A 25,223-nucleotide genomic window follows, 5' to 3' on the forward strand; every position below is an offset into this window, starting at 1 on the left:
CTCCTTTCCCGCCCACGCCCCGTCCGGCAGAAGGTTGCCCGCACCATGTCGATCAAGCCCTCCGAGGACGTCGCCAAGTTCTTCTCGTTCCTCACCGGCATGCCCTGGCCGCAGGCCGACGAGGACTTGATGCGGAACGTGTCGGACAACTACAAGGCCATGGCCTCGGACCTGGACACGCTGGCCGGGTACATCGCGGAACTCGTTCCGATGATCAAGGAAGACTTCGAGGGCGAGGCGGCGGATGCCTTCATGTCCTCGATGCGGGACCTCATCGGCGGGGTGACCGGCTCCAATGTCATGCAGCAGACCAGCGAGCTGGCACTCCAACTGGGCGACGCGGCGCGGAACGTCGCCAACCAGGTCGAGTACACGAAGATCATGGCGATCCTCCAGATCGTCGAACTGATCGCACAGATCCTGTTCGCCATGATCTTCGGGCCGGTCACCTTCGGTGCGTCCGCCATCAACGCGGCCCTCCAGTTCGTGATCGTCCGCGAGGGCCTGCGCAACGTGCTGTCGTTCCTGGTGCGGACGATCATCACGCAGACGTTCATCGGGATCACCGCCGGCATCTTCCAGGACATGGTGATCCAGCTCTACCAGCTCTCCTCCGGCCACACCGACAAGTGGGACACCGAGCACACCCTGGAGGCCCTCAAGGGCGGCGCGCTCAACGGCCTGGTGGCCGGGCCGCTGGAGATCCTCGGGCACTACGGCGGCCAGTTGCTCGGCAAATTCCTCGGCAAGGACGCCGGCTCGATCATCTCGAAGAGGATCGACGACTCCTTCACGGGCAAGCTGGGCAAGGAACTGGCCGACGCGGCGAAGGAGAACAGCGTCAAGACGACGGGCAAGGGCCTGGCCAAGGACGAGCTCAACACCGTCGCAAAGAAGGACGCCGCCCCCAAGCCGCCGCCGACGACCAAGTCCGCGGTCAACGACCTGCCGGGTACGGCGCCCAAGGCACCCACGGTCAGGACCGCGACGGGTGCGGCCACCGGCGCGGCCACGGGATCGGCGACCGTGGGCAAGCGGACCGCGGGCGCTGCCGCGGGCACGGCCGCGGGGTCCACCGGGTCCAACGCCGCCCGCAAGGGTGCCGGCGCCGAGGCGAAGGCCGCGGCCGGAAAGGGCGGCAGCGGCAGCGGCAGCGGCGCGACCAAGACGGCGTCCAACGGTCTGGAGGGCGCGAAGCCCGGTGCGGCCGCCAAGCCGGCGGCCGAGGCGGTCAAACCCCCGACGACGGGCAAGGGCGTCGTACCCGACGAGGCCGGCGCCGGGGCCAAGGGGGCCCGTACCGCCTCCGACGGCCTGGAGGCCCCCAAGGCGAAGACCCCGCAGACCCCGGGCGCCGCCGCTCCCGGCGCGGGCAACGTCGCCAAGGACGTCGCCGCGGCCGCCGCGAGCGGTGAGAAGAAGGTCGTCGCCGGCGCGGCGGAGGGCGAGGCGAAGGCCGCCGCGGCAGCGGCCAAGGGAGCGGTTTCGGAGAGCAGCATCACCAAACTGCTGACGACGGACGCGGCACGCAACGGCTTCGCCAAGGACGTCGGCAAGCTGCTCGGCGCGGCGAGCGGGCAGATCGAGCAGGGCTTCGTACGACACGGCAAGGGAAGCATCGCCCACAAGGTCTCCGACGAGATGGGCAAGATCTTCGAAAAGCACCTCGCGGCGGAGGGCAACGCGGCCCTGAAGGCCGAGATGCGCGCGGTCGGCAAGGAGTTCGGCGACACCTTCACCAAGAAGTGGGAGCGTCTCGCCGCCGATCACACGGGGCTCGGCGAGGCCCTGGAGAAGTCACTCGGCGACCTCGCCGGGAACAAGGGGCTGAAGAACCTGGCCCACGACCTCCCGGACCTCTTCTCCCCTTCCAAGCTCACCGGAAACGCCTTCACCCAGCCGTTCAAGCGGATGTTCCAGACGACCCCGCTGCACGGAAACCCCATGTACCAGCTGGGCCTGGCCGTCTCGGCCAACCTCAAGGACGGCGTCCAGAACAACCTCAGCGAGGGCTTCTACAACCTCATCTTCAGCGAGGAGCACGAGTTCACGACCACATGGTCGACCTTCGTCTCCGGCATGGCCATGGGCGCCCTCGGCAAGGCGCTGCACAAGCTCTTCGAACCGGCCATGAACCGCTACGCGGAGTGGTTCGCCGGCCACCAGTTCAAGGCGAACCCGAACGACAGCAAGTACTTCGGGGCCCTGCACCCGCTGAACGTCGTTTCCTTCCTGGCCAACATGTCCGGCCACCCTGCCCCCTACCCGGTGCCGCGTCCGACCTCGTTCGAGCACGACGTGACCTTCAAGCAGCAGACGAAGGACATGGTCGAGTGGGTCTTCTCCCACCCCTTCACCGGACGCTCCTTCTTCGACCGCCCGCTGCCCGTCCAAACTCCCGAACACGACGCGGACCACACCTCCGACGCCCCCTCGGAGGCGGACAAGGTCACGGCGGCGCTCGGGCCGAAGACGCAGAGCGAGGGACCGGGCTCGGACGACGACCCGAAGCACGACGGCGGCGACGCCAAGGGCAGCGAGGGCAGCAAGGGCGACAAGGACACCGAGGACGGTACGCAGACGGACGACGGGTCCGCGACGGCGACCGCCCCGGGCCGGGCCGTGAGCAGCGACGGCGGGGAGTTCGCCGGTGACCGCCGGTTCGACCTGGACGAGGAGAGCTCCGCGCCGCCGCCGGAGGAGCCCCTGTCGACCGGGAAGCCGCTGTCGAGCGTGCCCGAGGCCACCGTCCCGGAGCCCCCGACGGCCCGCCCGTACGACAGCGGCGACGACCCGGCGGACCCGGCCGGGCCGGCCAGGACGCCCACCGCGTCCACCCCGGCGCCCGCGACCCGCTTGCTCACCCGCCCGGTCAAGGACGCCGACGACAACGAGGTGGGCCTCTCGTTCCACCACGAGCCGGACTGGAAGCTGCGCGAGCAGTCGCTGAACCGGTTCGGCGGGGCGTCCGCCGTGTACCAGGTGCACGAGAAGAACAGGGGCTACGACCAGAACAAGCCGTTCGACTGGACGGGAAGCACCGAGGCCGTGCTGGGGCAGCAGGCCGGACGGCAGCACGGCGGTGGCGACCTCGACGCCCCCTGGAAGGGTGAACCGCAGCCGTTCTTCCTCAGCCTGCACAGTGACGGCCCGGGGGTGAAGGTCCTCGCCCCGGGCGACCGCGACTACCGGACCGTGACGCTGCGGGAATTCGGCACGCAGCTCAAGGAGCGCGTGAGCGTGCTGCCCCCCGGCGCCCCGCTCGTGCTGACCGCCTGCCGGATCGGTGTGCACACGCCGCAGCTCCAGGAGTTCGCCGACATCACCGGCCGCAAGGTGTACGCCTCGACCGCCACGACGTACTCGGCCCTGCGCCCCCGGCCCGGCGCGGACGAGTCGGGTCCGGCCGCCGACCGGTACGAGGGGGTCATCGCCACGCTGAGCGATCCCTCCAACACCCGGGACACGTGGACCTCGGCCATCCCCCGCCCCCTGGCCGTCGAGGCCACCCCGCCGCCCGCCGCCCCGCCGCACACCGGCCCCCTCGACCCGGTCAACCCGCGCCGCTTCGTCCACGCCCTCACCGACCACGGCTCCGCGCAGCTCGGCATGGCCCTGCCCGACCGGCTGCCGGTGAAGGAGCTGCACGAGCGGCTGCGGCTGCTCGCGACGGACGAGGCGGCCTTCGAAACGGCCCTCGCCGGCCGGCTCCACCCGGACGGGCTCACATCGGTCCTGCCGTACCTGCTGCACAAGGACGGCTGGCCGGTCCCCGCCGAACTGCTGGGCGGCCGCGGCGTCCGGCTGCGCCTGCTGCTGTCCGATCCGCAGGCGGCGCACCCGCTCGGCGCGGAGCACGGACCGCAGCCCGAAACCCGGCTGGAGCGCCGGGCGGGCGCGGGCAACGAGTTCTCCCAGGGCCTCGGCGGCGGCAACCGGCGGCGGGTGACGGGTACCTACGGTGACACGCTCGACGCCTCGGCACCGGGCGCGCTGGCGAAGGCGCCGTGGAGCGTCTCGGTCTCCGTGGTGCACAACGAGCTGACGCACAGCCAGAACCTCTTCCAGGGCCACCAGTCCGTCCAGGCCCTGCGCAGCAACGAGTCGTCGACGCCCCACGCGTACAAGGCGACGTGGGTGATCGAGAGCGACGGCGACGGGACCGGCCGGGACGGCGAGGGCCACCACCCTCCGGTGGCCGAGACCGAGCCGCTGACGGTGTACTTCCCGCAGCACCTGCTGACGCCGGTGACCGAGGAGCACCACCCGGTCACCGGGGAGCAGTTGCGCGCCACCCCGCTGTGGGCGGCGGCCGGGATCGGCGAGCCGGGCGGGCTCGCCCGCCTGGTCCGAAGCCGGTTCGGGCCGACCCTCGACACCTTGTCGCCGGAGTCCCTCACCGAGGTGGGGCACTGGACCTCCGAGGAGTCGCTGCGCGGCGGCCTTCCGATCGCGGTGTCCGGCGAGTTCTTCTCACCCGTCCTGCACGACGCGTCCGGCCGGGCGGTCGGCTTCTTCGGCCTGAAGGCGACGGTCGACCCGCACACCGAGGTCATGGCGGTCACCAGCTCCATGAACCTGGAGTCGCACAACGTCCGTTTCAACCGGTACTCCGGCAAGTCCACCCTGGCCAGTTCCCTCCAGGTCGAGGGCGGCGGCCAGGCCAATCTCACCGCCTCGCACGACGCGGGCCACCCCGGGGCCGGCACCGCCTTCGGCGGGGCGCTCGGCGGCAAGGCCGGCTTCAAGTTCCAGGCGAGCGAGGACTTCTCGGCCGGGGGCGGCGCCCAGCTGAGCCAGAGCCTGCGCAGCGGCGCCGCCCATCTGCTCGTGGGCGGCACGGCCCGCTACACGGTCACCTTTCACGAAGGTCTGCCGCCGGGGGACGAGCAGTCCGTCACGGGCGACCCCGCCGCGCTGACGCTGTACGTCCCCGACCGGGGCACCCTGAACCTGGAACACGCGAACAGCAGGCGCCTGCCGCCCGAGCTGGCAAGTCTGGGCTCGCTCGGCATGTCCGCCACCTCGACCCGGGTGCAGGGCGCGGAGCGGCACTTCGAGGCGGCCGTCGCGGAGCTGCGCGGCGGGCACTACCTGCCCGACGGTCCGGCGGGCCGGGACCACGGCGGGCCGGACGCCCCGGACCGCGGCATCCAGCTCATGAACCTGCACCGCCTCGAAGCGGCCTGGAGCGAGTTCGCGCTGCGCGGCGCCGCCGGGGAGATCGTCGACGGTGGCCACGTCGTACGGCTCGACGACCCCCGCCCGGGCCGTACGGGGCAGATCCAGTTGCGCCTGACCGCCGAGCGCACCCCGGAGCCGATCGTGCACCGGGGGACGTTGGACAACGCCCGCATGGCCCTGTCCAACTCCGTCAGCCACAGCCTCCCCGCCGCCGGACAGCGGACCACCTCCCCGTCCGGCACGCTCGGCGTCACGGGACGGCTGAACGTGCCGCTCGGCGGTTCGAACTGGCAGGCCCAAAGCTCCGTCGACCCCGGATACACCTATGCCCGCGGCACTGCGCAGGGCTGGTCGACCTCGGTCAGCCACGACCAGCAGGTGATCACCAAGGAGGGCGTGGACTTCTTCGACGTGCCCGTCACGTACCGCTTGGAGCGGTCCGACGGCGGCCCGTGGGTCACGGTGCGGCCCACGCCGGAACCCGGCGCGCACCCTCGGCCTTCCGTGATCACGCTGGCCGTCGCGCACGACCGTACGACGCAGGTCCCGACGGCGCCGGAGCCCGCGGCGGCGCCGGAGCCCGCGGCCGCCCCGCCCGCCACCGGGCACGTCCTGCGGACCCCCGCCGAGATGGACCGGCACCTGGCGACCCTGGTGACCCCCGAAGGCGTCCTGCTGCCCGGTGTCGTCACCCTCCCCGGCGACGCCGTGGTGGAACACCTCCGCGGGGCGCACGTGCTGCAGGACGTCGTACGGGAGATGCTGGGCGCCCGCCCGCCGGTGGACCCCGCCGAACCCCCGCTCGTACCGGACGCCCGCCGGCCCGCCGACGCGGCGGGCCGGGCCACCGACCGGGCCACCGACCTGGAGGGGCAGCAGCAGCGCACCGTGCCCCCGCTGCGCGAACGCGTCGGCCCCGCGCTGGCCGGCGCGGCCCGGGACACGGTCCGTCCGCTGGCCGACGCCGTCGCGGGCGGCGCCCTCGCCTCGTGGAACTGGCTGACCGGCAAGCCCCTGGGCGACGTCCTCCCGGACGGCCACGTGCTGCTGGACAGCCAGCTGACCGCCACGGCGCTGCTGGCCCGGGGACACCAGATCTTCAGCGGCACGTACGTGGTGGAGCACGCCACCGGTTACGGCACGGCGGCCGACCACCACCTGCTGCTGGAGATCGAGGGATACCTGCACGCCTCTCCGGAGCCGGGCAGCGCCTTCCCGATCGCCCGCCAGGGCGATGCCTTCGGCCTCTACACGGAGGCCGGTGTCACCCACGCGGACAGCAGTACGTCGGGCAGCACTTCCACGCACAGCGGGCGGATCGGCGCCGGCGTCGCCTTCAAGAACACCGGCCCGCAGGCGCCCCCGAACGCGGGAACGCCCTCCGGCGGCCACCAGTACACGCGCGAGACCACCACCGCGTCGTCACGGACGACGGCGCTGACCGCCGCCCAGGTGCCGAACGATGCCGGCACCCACCACCGCGTGCGGCTGAACGCCACGTACGAGATCAAGCTCCGGCAGGGGTGGCGCAGCGGAGCCGCCAACGCGCTCGGGTTCGGATCGCAGACGTCGGTGCGGCGCCGGGTCGTGACCCTTCCCGACTCGGTCGGCGTACTCCTCACTCCGCAGCAACTCCAGCGGCACCGGCGCGAGTTCACGGACGCGGGCCTGGACGTCGACGCGCTGCTCCCGGCGGCCGTCCAGCCCGGCGGCACCCGCCGGATACCGGAGCGCTTCGCCGAAGCGGGGCACATCGGCCAGGGGTCGGTGGACGAGGTGACGCTGCGCCCGCACGACGAGGAGAACGGCGCCGGGGGCCTGCGGCGCAACCCGGCACGCGACCAGCTCATCCGGCTGGTCGACTCGATCGCCCCCGGTGCCCGCATCCTGGGGCACGGCTCGTACGTCGCCGGCGCGGCGACGACCCTGGCCAACCTGGCCTCCCCGGCCGCCGTACGCTCGCTGCCCTCCCGGTACCCGGGCGCGATGACGTTCTCCTTCGAGCACCACGGGCTGGGCGGCGCCAACCTCGTCCAGGTGAGCCTCCAGGCGAAACCGGACCCCTCGCAGGGCCACGTACGCGGTGTCGAACTGCCCGGCACGTCCGGCGTCGAGAACCAGACCCACCTGACGCACACCGCCGTCGCCGCGAACCGCGGCTCCGCCACCGCCCACACGTACACCTTCTCCCCGCAGGTCACCTATCCGCTCCAGCCGGGCGACGGCACGACGAACCGCACCAGCGGCGCCGCCCTGACCGGCAGCCACGGGGGTGCGCTCACCCAGCCCACGACCCACTTCACCGAGAACCGCACGTGGCTGCGCACCGAGCACGTCACCCAGTTCGAGGACGTCCGCTACGACTACACGCTTTCGGTACGCCGTACACCGCTCTCCTTGAACCCGCTGCACGCGCCGGGCAACGCCGTCACCGAGCTGGTGGGACGGGGGCGCTTCGACGAAGCCCATCTGCAGGCGCGCGTCGTCCTGCGCTTCCCCGTCGTGGACACGCCGCTCGCCGAGGGAGCCGCCGGCCCGGGGTCCTGGCGCCCGGGACAGCCCCTGCCCGCACAGGCCGACCAGGCGCCCGTGGTCCCCTTGGATCCCGCGCAGGCGGACCCGCAGGCGAACCCGCAAACGAGCCCACCGCCGACGGCCTTCGTCCCCGTACGCCACTTCTCGGTCCTGAGCTTCGACGCCCTGCCGGAGCTGGCCTCGGCCCTGCGCAGGCCCGGGAACGGCTTCTCGGGCGGCACGTCCTTCCTCTCGACCTCCGCTTTCCACCAGTTGAGCCTGCTCGGCGACCTGGTGCGCGCACGCCGCGGTCTGACCCTCGACCCGTCCCTGGCCTCCGCGTTCACCGGCACCATCGGAACCTCGGGAGGAGCCCGCCTCGACATCCGGCTCACGAACCCCGAGCACGTCGGCCCGGCCGGGGGCACTCGGAGCATCGCCATGGACCGGGGCAGCCGTCAGGGCACGACCAGCGCGGCCTCTTCGGCCCCGCGCACCCAGTTCGGCGCCGACTATGTCCAGCGGTTCGGTACCTCCGGCTTCAGCATGCCGGTGTCCGGGCCCAACACCCGGCACAGCACGACGAACGCCGCATCCTCCCTGGCCCTGGACGTCGTCAAGAGCGGCAAGACCGACGCCCCCGCGGTCGACGGGACACCCCCGGCCGGCGCCCCGGTACAGCACGTGGTCCGGCTCGACGCCGAGATCACGGTCACGGGCCCGGACGGTACGCCCGGCGCACCCGTCCGGGGCCGGATCGAGCTGCTGGTGACCGAGGAGGATCTGCTCGGCCACGGCGTCCTCGGCCGTTCCTCCCGCGACCACGTCGACCTGCACGACATCCGCCGCGCCGTCGACGCGGGCGACGACGCCGCTCTCGCCGCCCAGGTCGACCGGCTGGCGCAGGCCCTGGGCCCGCAGGGCGATCAGCGGCGGCAGGTCTGGTTCGCCACCGACGATCCCCTGCACAGCGCCCAGGCCCTGTACGTGGCCCACCGCACGGCCCTGGGACTGGACCGGCCGGTGGAGCTCGTCCTGCGCGGCGACCACGGCCCCGAGCCCTACCGGTTCGCGGCGGACGGCAGCCTCGAGACGGGCCGGCGGGACGCCGCCCGAGAACTCCTGGCCCTGTTCCACGATCACACCACGGGCAGGGAGCCCGAGCTCGCGCACGCGGCCAGGGCACTTGCCGAGGCCCGGCGCGAGGCCCACGAGTTCACCGGCCGCCCGCTGCCCACCGACCCGGTCGCGGAGGTCTTCGACGCGCCTGCGCCGCAGAGGGCGCAGCCGTGGGAGGAACTGAAGAAGGGCGATCCCCACCCGCTGGTCCTCGTCCAGCCCGGATACGCGACGGGCGACCAGTTCGCCGTCGCGGCGACGCTGCTCAAGGTCGGCCGACTGCACGTGGCGATCTCCGAAGGCGCCGTCGGCCCGGACGGCATGCCGCTTCATCGGGAGGACAAGGCGACCTCGATCCGCGATTTCTACGTGCGCAGCGGTATCGCCGCCGACCGGATCCACCTCCTGAAAGTGAGGGACCTGTGGGGTGACAAGAAGATCACCGACACCAAGGCCGATGTCCTGACCCGGCTCCTGACGGCGCGGGACGGGTTGAAGGCGGAGGCGGACCACACGGGCACCCCCGACGAACGGATCCGTCTGCTGGGGAAGGCGTCGGAGCTCTGGGAGAGGGCCGAGACGGAGGGCATCGCGCCCGACGCCAAGGACCTGACCCGGCTCCTGATGGCGGCCGGCCTGTGGAAGACCGGCGACCCCAATGCCCCGGAGCTCACGGACCTGCCCCGGTTCCGCAAGATGGCGGAGTTGTGGGAGCGGGGGAACCCCGAGGACATGCGCGCCCGGGACCTCGTCCGCCACCTCGCGGAAACGACTGCCGAGGCGGACCGGATCCGGCATCTGAGGGATGCCGGGCTCCTGGAGGACGGCTTCGACCCGCAGTCCAACGACAAGCACCTGGTCAGCGCGAACGACCTGAGCAAGCGCGCGATGGACAAGCGGGCGCTGCCGCTCAACGTGGGCACGCACTACGTGGCCGGCACGCACGATGCCGCGATGAAGACCCTGGTGCGCGAACACTGGGGCGTGGAGAGCGACTTCCCCCGGGCCGCGGAACCAGATGTCGCCAACTGGCTGACGGCGAACGAGGTGCCGGACATCACGGGTAGGGAAGTCGTCGTCCTGTGGTCCCGCTTCAGCGGGAAGCTGGGCGGCGCGCACCTGGAGCACGACACCAGCTACGAGGGGGTCCGCCAGATCATCCGGAAGATCGGCAGCACCGCCGGGGAATCGGGGGACGGCAGGAAACCGGTCGTGCTGATCGTCGGTGATTCGAGCGCGGACCCCGCCCACAGGGACAAGTACACGGGGATCGCGCGGACTCTGAGCTCCGACCACGTGTCCGTCCACGATCTGACCGAATTCTGGAAGAAGGGAGACGAGTCGGTCCGCACCCTCCTGAGGGCGTGGAACGGTCATGACCGGCTGGGCCAGTTCAGGCTGTACGAGTACCTGGATCGACATGCGGAATCGGCGCGACACATCGGTTTCCGCAGCGGCAATCTGGAAGCCATGGCGCTGCTCGGCTACAAGCTCCGCTACATGGAGGAGCTGAACAGCTACGGCTCTCAGCGCATGGCCGACTGGCATGCGCGGGAAGACGACACCACCAAGACCAAACTGGGCGGTCAGCCCGTCGGCTACGAACTGCTGAAGGTCGACAAGCCGCCCACGCGCAGCGGCAAATTCATCGACCGCAGCGACGGCCCGCTCCAGCAGATGAAGAACACCAAGAACTCCAAAGTCGACAGGGCAGAGCTCAAGCCCCCGTTCATCTTCGCCCGGCGCAGCACGGATTCCGAGATGACCGCCGATATCAAGGCGGCGGCGAAGAAGGGCTTCACAAAGGGCTTCGCGGACCACGAAGTGGACCGCATCGTCACGTTCCTCATGGAGGGCACCGGGGAGCCCAAGGCGAACCCGCTCGACGGCGACGAGCCGCCCACGCCGCCCGCACCGCCCGCACCGCCCGCACCGCCGGCCGGTCCGCAGCCGCAGGTGAAGTACCGGCCGGCCGAGCCCGCGTACCACGTGGTGTCCGAGGTCCTGAAGTCGAGCCTCGAGCCGGGCACGCTGAAGGGCCTGATGAGTCGCGACGGCAGGGACTTGCGCATCACCGAACGGGACTCCCCGGACGGCACCGTGCTCGTGGTGGAATCCCTCACCCACCGCAGCGACGTGCGCACCGAGACGGTGGAGGGTGAGGAGTACGTCCGACTGTTCCAGACCGTGTACGCGCCGGACGGGGTCGTTTTCAAGGACATCCACCAGCTGCCCGACGGCACGATCACGATCCGTCCCGACACCAGGGACATGTGGGTCAACGCGGGCCGTCCCTGGCGGGCCCTCCACTACATGCGGAGCTACCGGGACCAGGGGCACAATCGGATCCAGGAAGCGAAGGCCGGTGAGCACGGCAAGCCGCTCGTGCGGTCGTTCCTCGTCCCCTTGGCGACGTACGAGCGGCTGACGTCCCGGGCGATCGAGGAGCAGCAGGTCGGCGGCCTGGGCGAGGGCCACCATCTCAACACGGACCGGAACAAGGACTCCGACCAGTACCTGATCCGCGGCCGCGGCGTGGCGGAGATCAGGAACGACGCTCTGCCCGGATCCCTGCGTACCTACGTCCTCGACCAGTACCAGGGCGAGTACCAGCCCGGCGTGCGCGACGGCGAGGTCCGCACGCTCAGCGACATGTTGGACGAGCTCGGCCTGCCGGAGCTGCGCGACATACCGGAACTGGTACGCCCGCTGCCCGAGCGGCCCGTGCCGGACCCGGCAGCGGTTGCCAAGGTGCCCAACATCAGCCCCGGCAAAGACCCCTCGCCCCGCCTGGTGCTGCCGTACAACGCCCCCGCCAGGGCCATGGAGCAGCAGGCGGAGCGGCTGCACGCCCTCCACCAGCTGCTCGGACACCCGGAGTTCCTGACGGCAGTCGGCGAGAGCGAGTTCAGGCGGCACGCGGCGGGTCTGCTGACCGACGCGCGCCCGAACACCGAGCAGGAACGCTTCGACCTGCGCGCACGGGTCAACCGGGCCGCGAACTACGCGTACATGCCGACCGCCATCAAGGAGACCTACAAGGGCGCCCTCGCCGGCAAGTTCGGCTGGGACGGCGATGTCGGCGAGTGGACGAGGGCACAGCACTTCCCGGAGCACCGGCTCGAGTGGATGGAAGGGGAACCGAAGGCACCTAAGGGCAAGAAGAACAAGAACAAGGGCGCGCCCGACGCCGGGGACGGAACGCACCCGAGGGAGCACCCCGCCGCCGACGGCGGCCCGGCCTCCGAGCGGCCGCCTGCGAAGAACCGGGGGAAGCAGCGGGCCCCCCGTGCGACCGAGACCGCCCTCCCGGATCCCGTGGGCACGGGCGAGAGCGCCGGCAACGGCGCGGGGCGGCTGCCCGCGGACCTCCGCTCGTTCCCGGGCGGTGATTACCCGGCCGTGCTGGCGAACGCGGTCCGCACGGCGGTCGACCGCCGCCACGTCCCGACCGCGGAGCACGAAGAGCGCACGTGGCGGGAAGAGTTCCTGCAGGGCGCGCGGGACTCCGACTTCGACGGCATCGGCGGGGCGAGCCTCCCCCGGTTCGTGCAGGACGTGCTGGGCGGTCAGTCGTCCCAGGCCGACTCCCCGCTGCACCGTGCGCGGGGCGTCTTCGCCGGCCTCTCGGGGCAGCGCGCCGACGGGGAGGCCATCGCGCTGGCGAGCACCATCGCCGCGCGGCAGTTCAACGTCACGGTGACGTACGTGGCCGCCGACGGGAGCCGCCGCAGCTTCGGGACCGGACGGCCCGAGGTGTTCCTGGTGGACGACGGCACGGACTTCCTCTGGGCCGTCGACCGAGCCGGAGCCGGCGACTGACAGACTCCCCCGACCTGCATGTCTTGCCCTTCACCCCGTTCCGGGGCGGACCGCCGCCCCACCACCCTTTCGAGGACACCATGAGCGAGAACTCCGAACCGACCCCGACCCTGCCCCCCGTGCCCGAGGACATCCGCGAGGCGGCCCGGCAGGCGCCGGAGCACTGGCTGGCCGTCATCGACCCCGCGTGGGACGGCGAGGAGGCCCCGCCCGCCTGGGCGGTACGGGGGCAGTGGCGCTCCGACGAGGCCGGAGAGGTCGTGGAGTGGCAGGAGAACCCCGACTACCGCCCCTCCCCCGAGAGCCTCGGCTGGCCCCAGCCCACCGACGCGCTCGACTCGGCGGTCCAGCTCTCCGCCACCGGATACGGCCCCGCCGAGGCGGTGTCCACCGCTCTGGCCCAGGCTTCCCTGGCCGTGCACACGACCGCTGACGGCCTCCCGGTCACGGCTGCGGCCCCGGACGGCACACCGGTCGTCGCCGTCTACTCCTGCGCCTCGTACCTGCAGGCCGCCGGGCGTTTCGCCTACCAGGTGCTGCCGCTGCCCGAGCTGGCCGCCCTGCTCCCGGCGGGCCACGAGCTGTACGTCAACCCGACCGCCGGCGTCGCGATGCGGATCGAGGACTCCGTACTGAGCGCGGCCCTGGAGATCCTCCGGCAGGAGCCTGAGCAGGAGCCCGAGGAACTGCCCGAGGGCGCGCCCGTCGCCACCCTGCCGGAGCCCCTCGCGCCCCTCCCCCGCGTTCGCGTCACGAGTGACGGCCCTGCGCGTGACGTACGGCCGTGAACCCTCGGGGGGTGCCCATCCGTCGAGCCGTGTAGGGGTCTGACGGCGCGCGGAGGGGATGAGCGGTGGAGCAGAGCGAACGGCGAAACGGCGAGGGCGAAGCGACGGCACCGGCGTCGGGGGGTATCCAGCTGCCGGCTGTCGCGTGGGCAGAGGAGGAACCGGCCGGTCCCGTCGGCACCCCGGCCGAGCCGGAGGCCGAGGCCGAGGCCGAGGCCGAACCTGAGGCCCCGGCCGCCCCGATCGTCCTCCCCGTACTGCCCGACCCGGCGGCCCCCGGTGCGCAAGCCGGGACGGAGCCGGAGGCCGAGACGAGGCCGGAGGCCGAAACCGAAGCCAGCGAGGCCTCGAGCCCCGTCCTCGGGGAGTTCGTCGCCACCGCCACGGCTCCGGAAAGCGCGGCAGGGGGCGCCTCGACCGGGCAGGGCGTCGGCCGGATCCCCAAGCCGGTGGTCGCGGCGGCCCTCGTCGGCGGCCTGGTCCTGGTCGGGCTGCCCCTGGTGCTGTCCCAGCTGGGCGGCGGCGGACCCGCGCACGGCCCCGACGCACCGCCGCCGGCCGGGATGAACCGCCCGGCGGGCGGCCCGGAAGGCTTCGTGCCCGGCTTCGACGACCGCGGCAACCCGGTGCCGCCCCAGGGCCTTCAGGCCGGCGCCCCGTCGCCCGGCCAGAACGACCCGAACTCCGCAGGTGGCACTCAGGGCGGCTTGCCCAACGCGGAGAACGCGGCCGGCGCGGGCCAAGGCGGAACCTCCGCCCAGGGCGGACCGGGTTCGCCCGGCGGCGCCGGCTCGAACGGCTCCGGCGGCAGCGGCGGCAGCGGCAGCGGTACGAGCGGGGGCGCCGGCAACGGCGCGAGCGGGGGCGGCGGGGACGGCCGGCCTCCCGCGGCCGATCCCGCGCCGCCCGCCGCCGCCAAGACGTACCAGGCCGTCGCGGGCGCCGGGTGCCAGGGCAGCGGCACCGGATACAGCCAGAACGGCTGGTTCGACGACGGGCAGGCCGGCTGGAAGACCTACGGCTCGGGCGGCTGGAACGGCGACGGCTGCAAGGGGTCCTTCACCGCCATCCCGATGTCGGGCGCGGCGGGCAAGGACAACGGCAACTACGCGCTGTGGACCTTCCGCACCGGCCCGGTGTCGAGCGGCCGCTGCAAGGTGTCCGTGTACGTCCCCAACAGCAAGGACATCAAGGCGGTCGGCGGCAACCCGGCCTACTACACGGTGCAGAACTCGCTCTCCCCGGGCAGCGGAACGATCGACTCCTTCACCATCAACCAGCACTCGAACTACGGCAGTTGGGTCAACGGCGGTACGTACGACGTACGCAACGGCCAGCTCGCGGTGAAGCTGCACGACCGGGGCCAGGACTGGGTCGGCAACACCGAGACGTACGCCCACAACGCGGCGTCCGCCGTACGCGTCTCCTGCACCGCGTAACCCCCTTTCCCCTCCCCGCCCTTCTCCTCCCCCGCCTTCCCCCGCCCCCCGAAGGGACCCTCCAGAGATGTCGCGCCCTGTGCTGACCGTGTGCGCGCAGTCACGAAGTGGCTCGTACCGCACGATCGGCGAAGCCCTCCACGTGGCGCGCAGCGGCGCGGTGATCTCCGTACGCCCGGGTCTCTACGAAGAGAACCTGGTGATCGACAAGATGGTGACCATCACCGCGGAGGACGCCCGGGGCAGTGTCAAGGTCGCGCCCCGCAGCGGCGCGGTCGTCCAGGTCGTCGCCGAGGCCGTGCAGCTGACCGGACTGGTGCTGCAAGGTCACGACGACGAACTGCCCGCAGTGGACGTACCTCGCGGCCAGGCAGCGCTGCAGGACTGCGAGGTCGTGGGCAGCTCCTGGACGGCTCTGCTCACCCGCCAGCAGGGCACTCTCGCGATGCGCGGCTGCCGGGTGGTCAACCCGTCGGGCGCCGGAATCGTGGAGACGTCGACCGGGGCCAGTGTCATCGAGGACTGCGTCATCGAGCACCTCGGCACCTCGGCGGTGGTGATCGGCGAGCGCGCCAACCCCACCATCCGCAACTGCGTGCTGCGCGATGCGCGCGGCAACGGCGTGTGCGCCAACGGGGAGGGCCGGGGCTCCATCGAGGACTGCGAGATCTCCTCGACCGACAAGCCCGCCGTGGCACTTGAGGAGAACAGCGCGACCCGGGTCCTGCGCACGACGGTACGGGACTGCGTGCTGGGCGTGTACATCAACTCGGCCTCGCGGGTCCTGCTGGAGGACTGCACGGTCACGAACACCACCGGCCACGGAATCGCGCTCGCGGGCGGCACCGATCCGGTGCTGCGGCGCTGCCGTACGTCCCGGACGAAGGGGGACGGCATCCACGTCACCGGCCGCTCCCGGGGCGCCTTCGAGGAGTGCGAGGTCGGCGGCGCGCAGGGCGCCGGGATACGGGTCGACGAGTCGTCGAGCCCCTCGTTCGCCCGGGTCGCCGTACGCGACTGCGGGGCCGCCGGCGTGTGGCTGAGCGGGGACAGCGCACCCGACTTCGACAGGCTGGAGGTCCGCGACGGGGTCGGTGCCGGCGTCCTGGTGACCGACGGCGCCAATCCGATGCTGCGCCGCCTGAAGGTCCTGGACGTCCGCGGCCACGGCGTGGAGGTGACGCGGGGCGGCCGGGGCCGGGTGGAGGGTTCGGAGATCGGGTCCACCGGACAGTCCGGGATACGGATCTCCGAGGGCGGCCACGCCTACGTCGGTGACACCTCGGTACGGGGCACCGGTGCGGCGGGGGTGTCGGTGGGCGGCGGGGGCGTCGCCTCGCTGCGCGACTGCGATCTGGCCGAGTCGGTGGAGGACGGAGCCGTCGTGGAGGACGGCGGGGAGCTGACCGCCACGCGCACCCGGGCCCGCGCCAACCGCCGCCACGGCATCACCGTGGCCCCGGGCGGCCGCGCCACGCTCACGGCGTGCGAGGCGGCCGAGAACACCCACGACGGCATCCGGGTCGACTCGACGGAGGCGGTACGGGTGCACGACTGCGCCGTCATCGACAACCGGGGGTCGGGACTGCGCCAGACCAAGCCCGGCACGCGCCTCGCGGTGGAGAACCTGACCAGCCGGGGCAACGCGATGCCGGACGCGCACGGCTCGGCGACCGCACCGGCGGGCGGCGGGTCCGCCGAGGAGCGGGCGGGCGAACCGGCCGGGCCCGGGGGGCCGGCGCAGCCGGTGACACCCGACGGTCCGCGGGCGGTCCTCGACGCCCTGGTCGGACTGGCCGGCGTCAAGGACCAGGTGGAGACGCTGGTCAACCTGAACAAGCTGGCCAAGCGGCGGGAACTGGCCGGGATGCCCGCGCTCCCCATGAGCAGGCACCTGATCTTCGCGGGGCCCCCCGGCACCGGCAAGACGACCGTGGCCCGGCTGTACGGGACGATCCTGGCGGAGCTGGGGGCACTGCGCAGCGGCCACCTGGTGGAGGTGGCGCGCGCGGACCTCGTCGCGTCGATCATCGGCGGTACGGCGATCAAGACCACCGAGGTGTTCAAGGGGGCCCTGGGCGGGGTGCTGTTCCTGGACGAGGCGTACACGCTGTCGCAGGGCGGTGGCGGCACCGGTCCCGACTTCGGCCGGGAGGCGATCGACACGCTGGTGAAGCTGATGGAGGACCACCGTGACGACATCGTGGTGATCGTCGCCGGGTACTCCGAGGAGATGCGCGGCTTCCTGGACTCCAACCCGGGCCTCGCGTCGCGCTTCAGCCGTACCGTCGACTTCGAGAACTACTCGGACGCCGAGCTGACCACGATCGTGGAACTGTCGGCCCACGGCCACGGCTACGAGCTGGCCGAGGGCACCCACGAGGCCCTGGCCCGGCACTTCGCGTCGATGACCAAGGGCGCCGACTTCGGCAACGGCCGGGCCGCCCGCAAGGTGTTCGAGGAGATGGTCGACCGGCAGGCCTCCCGGCTGGCCGGCCTCGCGGAGTTCGGCAACGCGGACCTGGCGCTGCTGCTGCCCGAGGACGTGGCGGCCCCGGCGCCGGACGCGGCGGCCGAGGGCGCGCCCCGCGCCGAACTCCTCGACCAGCTCGGGGCGATGACCGGGCTGTCGGCCGCGAAGGAACAGGTCCAGGATCTGGTCAATCTGATCAAGCAGGTCAACCGGCGGCGGGAGGCGGGGCTGGCGACCGCGACCATCAGCCACCACCTGGTTTTCGCGGGGGCACCCGGTACCGGCAAGACCACGGTGGCGCGGCTGTACGGAAGGCTCCTCGCGGAGTTGGGCGTGCTGCCCGGCGGCCAGCTGGTGGAGGTGGCACGGGCCGACCTGGTGGGCCGGTTCGTGGGCCACACGGCGCAGCTCACGAAGGAGGCCTTCGACCGGGCCCGGGGCGGTGTGCTGTTCATCGACGAGGCGTACACGCTGACGCCGCGCGGCGGCAGCGGCAACGACTTCGGCCAAGAGGCCGTGGACACGCTGATGAAGCTGATGGAGGATCACCGCGACGAGGTGGCGGTGATCGTCGCCGGCTACTCCGACGAGATGGAGGGTTTCCTGGCGTCCAACCCGGGTCTCGCCTCCCGGTTCTCCCGGCAGGTCCTGTTCGAGCACTATTCGGACGACGAGCTGGTGGAGATCGTGGCGAAGCAGGCGCAGGGCGCGGGTTACGTACTGGCGCCGGACACCGCCGCCGCGCTGCACGAGCTGTTCGCCGCGGCGCCGCGCGACCGCACCTTCGGCAACGGCCGGTTCGCCCGGCAGACCCTGGAGTCGATGATCACCCGTCAGGCGGGGCGGCTGAGCCGGATGGAGGTCGACGACCTGTCGGAGATCAGTCTCCTGCTGCCGTCGGACCTGCCCGTTTCCGCGCGGACGGGAAGCGCCGCGTGAGGGCGGGGGCGGTACGCCGCACCCTCACCGCCACAGCCCTGTTCGGGGTGTTCGCGGTGTGTGGTGCGTCCGGGGTGTTCGGGCTGCTCGCGGTGGCCGCGCCCGCGCGGGCGGATACGGTACGGGCGCTCGCCGACGGGGAGCCGGACTCGCTGCCGGGCATGACGCAGACCCTGCCCGACGTCCGGCAGAGCGGCTGCCGCAAGGGTTCGGACCGGGTCAGCGGCCGGGTGCCGTGGGCGCAGGCGTACCTGCGTCCGGACGCGGTGTGGCCGCTGACCGAAGGGGAGGGCGTACTGGTCGCCGTCGTGGGTTCGGGCGTGGACGACACCGCCGGGGTCCTCGGCGAGCGGATGCTGGCCGGACCCCGGTTCCACGATGCCGGACAGGGAGCGGACTGCGTGGGACACGGCACCTTCGTGGCCGGACTGATCGCGGCGAAGCGGGGGCCGGGCGCCGGGTTCGCCGGGATGGCACCCCGGGCGCGGATCCTCGCCGTCACCGTCACCGACGCGGCCGGCAACACCGATGCCGAGCTGCTGGCCAAGGGCATCCGGGCGGCGGCCGACGGGGGCGCCCGCGTCATCGACGTGGCCGCCGTCAGTCCCGCTGCCGGCGACTCCCTCGCGGAGGCCGTCAAGTACGCCACCGCCAAGGGCGCGCTGATCGTCGCCCCGGCCGCCGCCGACGCTCCGGGGAACAGGACACCCGTGTACCCGGCGGCCTACCCCGAGGTGCTCGCGGTGGCCGACAGCGGGCCCGGCGGAGCACCGGCCCGGCCGGCTCCCGCGGGCCGGGTGGATCTGGTGGCGCCCGGGGACTCGGTGCTGAGCACGGGACCTTCCGGCAGCGGGCACTTCACCGCGTCCGGACCGAGCTTCGCCGCCGCCGAGGTCGCCGGGGCCGCGGCGCTGGTGCTCGGCTACCGGCCGGGCCTGAGCGTCGGCCAGCTGGTCCACCGGCTGAAGACCACGGCGTACCACCCGGGTACGGCCCTGCCCGACGCCCACCTGGGCTACGGCTCCCTCGACCCGGTCGCCGCCACGACCACCGTCCTGCCGGAGGAGGGGGAGCCGAGGGACCGGGTGGTGGTCCGGCAGCGGTTGGCCATGCCCCCCGAGCCCGGGGACGGGGGCGCGCGTACGGCTTACGGAGTCACGGGCGCGGCCTGCGTCACCGTGCTCGCGGCGGCCGGCCTCTCGTACGTGGTTCCCCGCGGTCTGCGTCGCGGGTGGCGGCCGGGCCGCTACGAGGACAGCGACGCGGGGAGCGAAACGGGGAGCGGCTCGGGAACCCGCCGTGACCGCTAACGCGGCGTGCTGGGCGGCGTTAGGCGTTGCTTAGCGGGGCGTTTGCGGGCGCTGACAGGCTGCGTTGCAGTCCCGTCCCCACCCCCCTGCCCGGGAGCAAAGCAGTGACGACAACCGCATTCGATTCCGCCGACGCGAACACGGCGCCGACCACGACGCTGGACCAGGACACCCTGGCGGAGTTGTACCGGCTCCACGCCCCCTATCTGCTGCGGGCACTGCTCCGGATGGCCAACGGGGACCGCGGCAAGGCCGAGGACATCCTTCAGGAGACCTTCCTGCGTGCCTGGCAGAATCCGCGGGCGCTGGTCCGGGGGCCCGAGCACGGCCGTCCCTGGCTGTTCACCGTGGCCCGGCGCATCGCGATCGACCACTTCCGGATGGCGGCCGCACGCGTCAAGGAGGTGGGCGGGGAGGCGCAGGAGGAACGGGCGGGCACCCAGGACCCGTACGACGAGGTCCTCGCCGCCCATGACGTGGGCCGCGCGCTGGGCGAACTGCCGCCGCACCAGCGGGAAGTGCTGGTGCACCTGCACTTCAACGATCACACCGCCGCGAGGACCGGTCGCGCTCTCGGCGTGCCCACGGGCACGGTCAAGTCCCGCAATTTCTATGCCGTCCGCGCCCTTGCGCCCCTTTTGGAGGAGCGCGGCCTGGCCCCCGTCAACCACGGATCGAGCCGCTCCCGGTAGCGGAAGCGGAAGCGAAGGAGAGTCATGGCCTGGTATCAGGGACCCTGCCGCATCACGGTGATCGGTGTGGACGCCGACTGGCCCCAGCGGGCGGTGGTGACCGTGCACGGCAGCCGCGCCCGACTGGTCGTACCGGGCACCGCGGGGGGGACGCAGCTGGTCGACGCGCAGAGCTGGGATCTGGCTCTGGAGCACCGGTACGACAACGAATGGCGCCCCAACATCCGTGCGGTGACGAGCCGTTGGGAGACCGTGGGTGGGGTGGAGAGCCAGGTGGTGCGCAGCAAGGACCACGACTGGCCCGGCCGGACGCAGGAGCGCAACCTGGTCCTGCGCATCGACCGCGTCGGCGCCGGCGCCGGCGCCGGCCAGGAACTCCACCACACCCTCGTGGACGCCGCCTTGAAGGGAACCGCCCGCCTGGTCCCCGGTGTCACCGTCGGCGGAGCCCTCGCCCCGCAGCGGGCGAGCGCCGCCCGGCCGGCCTCGTCGAGCGACGGGATCCCGGCCTCCGGCGCGACCCCGGCGCGCCCCGCCACGACGGGCGGCACGGCCGCTCCCCACGGCCGGGGCTACCCCACCACTTCCTCGGGCTGACCCCGGCGGGGCCACCTTCACCCGGCCGCCGTCGACCCCGACGCCCGCGCCGGAAGGCGGTCCCCCCGGCCGGTCGCCTGCGTCGCGAAGGCGCGGGTGTTGCTCCGGGCGGTGACGTGCTCGGGCGGTTCGACGCCGTCCGCGAGGAGGGGGTCGGCTTCCGGTTCGCCCCAGGTGGCGACCAGGGGGAGGACTCCGGCCCAGATTCCGAGGGCGGCGTCGGGTCCGTCGCCGTCCTCCGGGCCGCCGGTGCTCGTCTTGACCGATGCCTCGTCGAGCGACATGCACAGCAGCGCGGTCGCCGCCATCTCCTTGGCGTTGGGCCGTCGCGCGTAGTCCCACTGCCCGGGTGTGGCCTGTTCGGTCAGGCAGCGCAGTCCCTCGAGCTTCTCCTGCGGGTCCGTGACCAGACGCGGGACGCCGTAGACCATCGCGCTGCGGTAGTTGACGCCGTGCTCGAACACCGACCGCGCGAGGACGAGGCCGTCCACGTGCGTCACGGTCACGCACACCGTCGCCCCGGGTGAGGCGACCAGGCTCCGGCTGGCCACGGACCCGTGGAAGTAGAGGTTGCGGCCGTCGCTGCCGTAGACGGTGGGGACGACCATGGGGTGCCCGTCGACCACCACCCCGAAGTGGCACATGAAGCCCGCGTCCAGGATCGCGTCGAGTTCGGCACGGTCGAGGCTTCCCTGATCCCGCAGGCGGCGGTGACGGGTGCGGTCTGTCTCCGGCAGCGTGGACGGGAGTTGGCTGTGGTTCACGTCTTCTCTTTCACAAGTGCGGGGGCCCACGGAGACCGTCGGTGGAATGCACCCCACGCTACCGATATCGCTGTTCACGCGCCAGCATTCAACGAAATCAGTTCAATGAAGGGCGCAGCGCAACGGAAAACCTCACCCAGCCCACCTAATATGACGATCCTTCAATTGAGCTGCGCTTCGCTGCCAGACTCGGTCTGGACGCCGTCGCGCTGGTGGCCCTCGTCTCTCTCGAATGGATCTGACATGCTTCGCTCCTTCCTGGCCGCCTCCCTGCTCACGGTGGTGACCCTCACCCCCGCCACCCCGGCAGCGGCCGCCACCGGACCGTGCCAACTGGCCGGAACCGCAGGTCTGGCCGACCTCATACCGGGCAACAGCACCCTCGGGCTCTCCGCACTGCAGCCGGCAACCGTCGACCTGCCGCCGCAGATCCACCTTCGGGGAACCACGGGCACCTTCAACCGACGGTGGTCCTTCGCCCTGCGTGAGGGCCAGATGTACGTCAAGGAAGCCTCTGGGAACGGCGGTTGGCGCACGATGTCGCTGCCCGCATGCCTGACCGGGCACGTCACCGGGATCTCCGTGGACGACGACGAGCTGGTGGCGCTCGACGAAGGCGGCAACATCTACACGATGGACCACGCCCTCAACGCGCCCTGGACGTGGAACTGGACGCACCGTTACGGGGCCCCGCTGTGGCTGGGCGGCGGCAACACCGTCCCGTACCGGTCGGCCCGATGGACCTGGTCCGTCCTGTCTCCCGGCGAGGACAAGGTGTGGCGCGACACCGCGGGCAACGATCACCCGGCCGGCGGTGCCAAGGTCTCCCACGTCTTCGCGCTCAGCGACGACGGCAGCCGCATCACCTATGTCGACCCCTGGCTCCCCGTCGACCACAGCTACGAGATGTCCACCCCGCTGCGCGGACGCTTCCAGGCCCAGGCGCTGTCGACGGCCGCCTCCACCTCGTTCGTCATCAACCGCTACGGCGACATGTACACCCGCCTGTACGACTTCGACATCGCCGGCTCCGACAGGATCTTCTTCAGTTACTCCTACGAGGACCAGCGCGGCGCGACCTTCCCTAAGATCCAGCTGCCCGCCCCGGACTGGATGCGGCAGCCCAAGATCCCCGGACAGGTCACCGACCGGATCTCGATCCACAAGACCGGCGCCGGATCGGACGCCCGTGAACTCCGCGTCGAGGGCAGCGACCAGGGCCGTGCCGGCTACTGGAGCAAAACCCTCACCGCATCCCAGTGGACCTTCACCCCCACCGGCGAACCGCTCGAAGGCAACGTCCTTCAGAACACGCCCGCCGACCGCTCCACGGACACCCTCGCGGCGCCGTCCCCGTACCACTACACCGGCGTGCTCGGCCAAGTGACCGCCCACGTCGGTGAGTTCGCTGTCGCCGTCGAGGCCACACCGCTGATCCTGGAGGCGGGCGGCCAGGAGATCCAGCTCACTCTCCACACGGTCGACGGTCTGCGCCAGACGCCCCAGGCCCCGGGGCTCACCTCCCAGCCGAGAGGCTTCAACGGCAGCATCGAAGTCCCGCAGGCCGTCCTCGACAACCTCGACTCCTACCACCCCGCCCTGCGCGCCCTCGTCCGCGACCGGCTCAAGTCGGCCCGGTTCACCGACACCGACGTCACCGTCACCGATCAGACGATGACCATCGCCCACCTCGACCTGCCCCTGAACCGCACCTGACGAGGAAGCAGGGACTTTCGTCCCTTGCCCCCTTACGCCCCGTCAGTAATGTTTGAGTCAAAGATCATTAATGTCGCGAATGCGATCCATGGGCGCATCTCGCCGGCATGCTCAAGGGCCTTGGGGAGCGGTATGAAAAAGCTGAGGACAGTGTTCGTGGCACTGACGGCGGAGGCTTTCGACCCGCCCGACGGCGCGGGTCGGCCGGCCCGCAGACCCTGAACCAGGCGATCCCGGCGCTGAGGCTCCGCCGCAGGCAGCATGCATCCCGGCCCCGTCCCCGCTCCGGGCTGCCCCGCCTGCACGCCACCTCGGTGCCGGGGTTTCGGCATGTGTCACACCAGGACGTCCCATGGCCGAGGAGGAGCACGCCCCGTCCACCCCTGGTTCAGCAGGGGCCACGCCCCCACCGGAACCGGCTGCCTGGCGTGGCGACCACCCCGTCAAACCCGTCCCGTAAACGATCGGAGAAGCTGCATGCGTCCCTTCCCCCGCGTAATTCCTGCTGGGGTCCCCTGCGGAGACAACGGGAAGGATGTTGCGAAGTGACGTCCTGCGCACCCGTTTTCGACGAGATCCGAGCTCCCGCGGAATGTCATTGCGGTGGCTGCGTACATGAAGCCCGCGCCGCCCGCCGCTCAGGTCTTCATGGCCCGAAGGGCGCCAAAGCCGCCTTGGTGGCCACTCTGGCAGGCGGCGCCACACTCGTGACCGGTGCGGGTACGGCGTTCGCGGCGAATCCAGCACCGGGCGAAGCCGCCCCACAGCGGTCTGCCGTCTCTTCCGCGGCCGACACCGTCGCGGCAACGGGAAACCCGCAGGGCAAGCCGGGGCCGCTGTTCGGAGCGCCGACCCGGCGGGCCTCACAGGACATGCGGCTGACCCGGGAGCAGATCATCGCCCGGGCCCAGGTCTGGGTGAACGCCAAGGTGCCGTACTCCATGAACCGCTACTGGTCAGACGGATACCGCATGGACTGTTCAGGGTTCGTTTCCCAGGCCTGGGGGCTGCGTGACAACCAGTGGACCGGCAGTCTGGCCTCATACGGCACCCGGATATCCAAGGGTGAACTCAAGCCCGGTGACATGCTGTTGTTCCACAACTCGGCGAATCCGGTGGCCGGTTCACATGTGGTCATCTTCGGCGGCTGGGCCAACTCGGCAAAGACCCAGTACATCGCCTACGACCAGACCCGACCGCACACCCTCAAGCGCACGACGCCCTACGCCTACTGGAACAACTCCTCGCGCTACGTGGCGTACCGGTACAACAACCTGGCCTCGGACGGTGGTGGCGAGAGCGGCACCGCCTTCCCCGGCGCCGGCAAGTTCGGCCCGGGAGCCAACAACAACCATGTGACCAAGCTGGGCCAGATGCTGGTCAAACGGGGCGGCGGCTCCCACTACACCTCAGGTCCCGGCCCCCGCTGGTCCGAATCCGACCGCAAAGCCACCCAGGCATTCCAACGAGCCCAGGGCTGGACCGGCAGCGACGCCGACGGCATACCCGGCAAAGCCACCTGGGACTACCTGGTCAACGGCAAGGGCAAGAACATCGGCACCGGAGGCGGCGAAAGCGGCACCGCCTTCCCCGGCGCGTCGCATTTCCGTCCGGGCGCCGTCAATACGCACGTCAAGGCCATCGGTGTGCAATTGGTGAAGAAGGGCTTCGGAAAGCACTACACCCAAGGGCCCGGGGAACGGTGGACCGAGAGCGACCGGCGCAACGTCGAAGCCTTCCAGCGCGCCCAAGGCTGGACAGGTTCGTCAGCGGACGGCTACCCCGGCCCCGAGACCTGGCGCCGACTCTTCGCATAGCCCCGGCGGCCGTTGACGGAGGTGCGTGAGAGGCGGGCCCCCTCGGGGG

Annotated in this window: 10 protein-coding genes; 9 read left to right on the top strand and 1 reads right to left on the bottom strand. The window is 71.9% G+C overall.

The features are described from left to right. Positions 1-45: 45 nt before the first annotated feature. The 7 genes from ACFWBF_RS11930 to ACFWBF_RS11960 all read left to right on the top strand — a co-directional run bounded on the left by ACFWBF_RS11930 (position 46) and on the right by ACFWBF_RS11960 (position 20,877). Positions 46-12,639, top strand: a complete 12,594-nt coding sequence (locus tag ACFWBF_RS11930; protein ID WP_385599041.1) for a hypothetical protein — start codon at positions 46-48, stop codon at positions 12,637-12,639. A gap of 80 nt (positions 12,640-12,719) precedes the next feature. Beyond that, on the top strand, positions 12,720-13,427 hold the full coding sequence (locus ACFWBF_RS11935) for a type VII secretion system-associated protein (RefSeq protein ID WP_385599044.1): 708 nt from the start codon (positions 12,720-12,722) through the stop codon (positions 13,425-13,427). Between the two features lie 65 nt (positions 13,428-13,492). Next, positions 13,493-14,866: a hypothetical protein gene (locus ACFWBF_RS11940; protein WP_385599047.1), complete on the top strand. Its 1,374-nt coding sequence runs from the start codon at positions 13,493-13,495 to the stop codon at positions 14,864-14,866. A gap of 67 nt (positions 14,867-14,933) precedes the next feature. After that, positions 14,934-18,278 carry a right-handed parallel beta-helix repeat-containing protein gene (locus ACFWBF_RS11945; RefSeq protein ID WP_385599050.1) on the top strand — a complete coding sequence of 1,115 codons (3,345 nt, stop codon included), beginning with the start codon at positions 14,934-14,936 and terminating at the stop codon, positions 18,276-18,278. Continuing rightward, positions 18,275-19,588, top strand: coding sequence for a S8 family serine peptidase (locus ACFWBF_RS11950; RefSeq protein WP_385599052.1), 1,314 nt, complete (start codon positions 18,275-18,277; stop codon positions 19,586-19,588). The genes ACFWBF_RS11945 and ACFWBF_RS11950 overlap by 4 nt, the downstream gene beginning before the upstream one ends. A 104-nt stretch (positions 19,589-19,692) precedes the next feature. Next, positions 19,693-20,280, top strand: coding sequence for a sigma-70 family RNA polymerase sigma factor (locus ACFWBF_RS11955; RefSeq protein WP_385599054.1), 588 nt, complete (start codon positions 19,693-19,695; stop codon positions 20,278-20,280). 24 nt (positions 20,281-20,304) lie between these two features. Next, positions 20,305-20,877 (top strand): hypothetical protein, encoded by a 573-nt coding sequence (locus ACFWBF_RS11960; RefSeq protein WP_385599057.1) that lies wholly within the window; start codon positions 20,305-20,307, stop codon positions 20,875-20,877. A 17-nt stretch (positions 20,878-20,894) separates the two neighbouring features. Here the strand turns inward: ACFWBF_RS11960 and ACFWBF_RS11965 are convergent, their stop codons facing one another. Beyond that, complete coding sequence (locus tag ACFWBF_RS11965; RefSeq protein WP_385599060.1) at positions 20,895-21,641, bottom strand: pyridoxamine 5'-phosphate oxidase family protein; 747 nt, start codon at positions 21,639-21,641, stop codon at positions 20,895-20,897. 243 nt (positions 21,642-21,884) lie between these two features. Between ACFWBF_RS11965 and ACFWBF_RS11970 the strand changes: the two genes are divergently transcribed. Together ACFWBF_RS11970 and ACFWBF_RS11975 are read left to right on the top strand one after the other, a co-directional pair. Beyond that, on the top strand, positions 21,885-23,357 hold the full coding sequence (locus ACFWBF_RS11970) for a hypothetical protein (protein WP_385599064.1): 1,473 nt from the start codon (positions 21,885-21,887) through the stop codon (positions 23,355-23,357). A 545-nt stretch (positions 23,358-23,902) separates the two neighbouring features. Next, positions 23,903-25,174, top strand: coding sequence for a peptidoglycan-binding protein (locus ACFWBF_RS11975; protein ID WP_385599067.1), 1,272 nt, complete (start codon positions 23,903-23,905; stop codon positions 25,172-25,174). Positions 25,175-25,223: the final 49 nt, after the last annotated feature.

The organism is Streptomyces sp. NPDC060028, from assembly GCF_042736725.1.
In the GTDB taxonomy this organism is placed as follows: Bacteria; Actinomycetota; Actinomycetes; order Streptomycetales; family Streptomycetaceae; genus Streptomyces.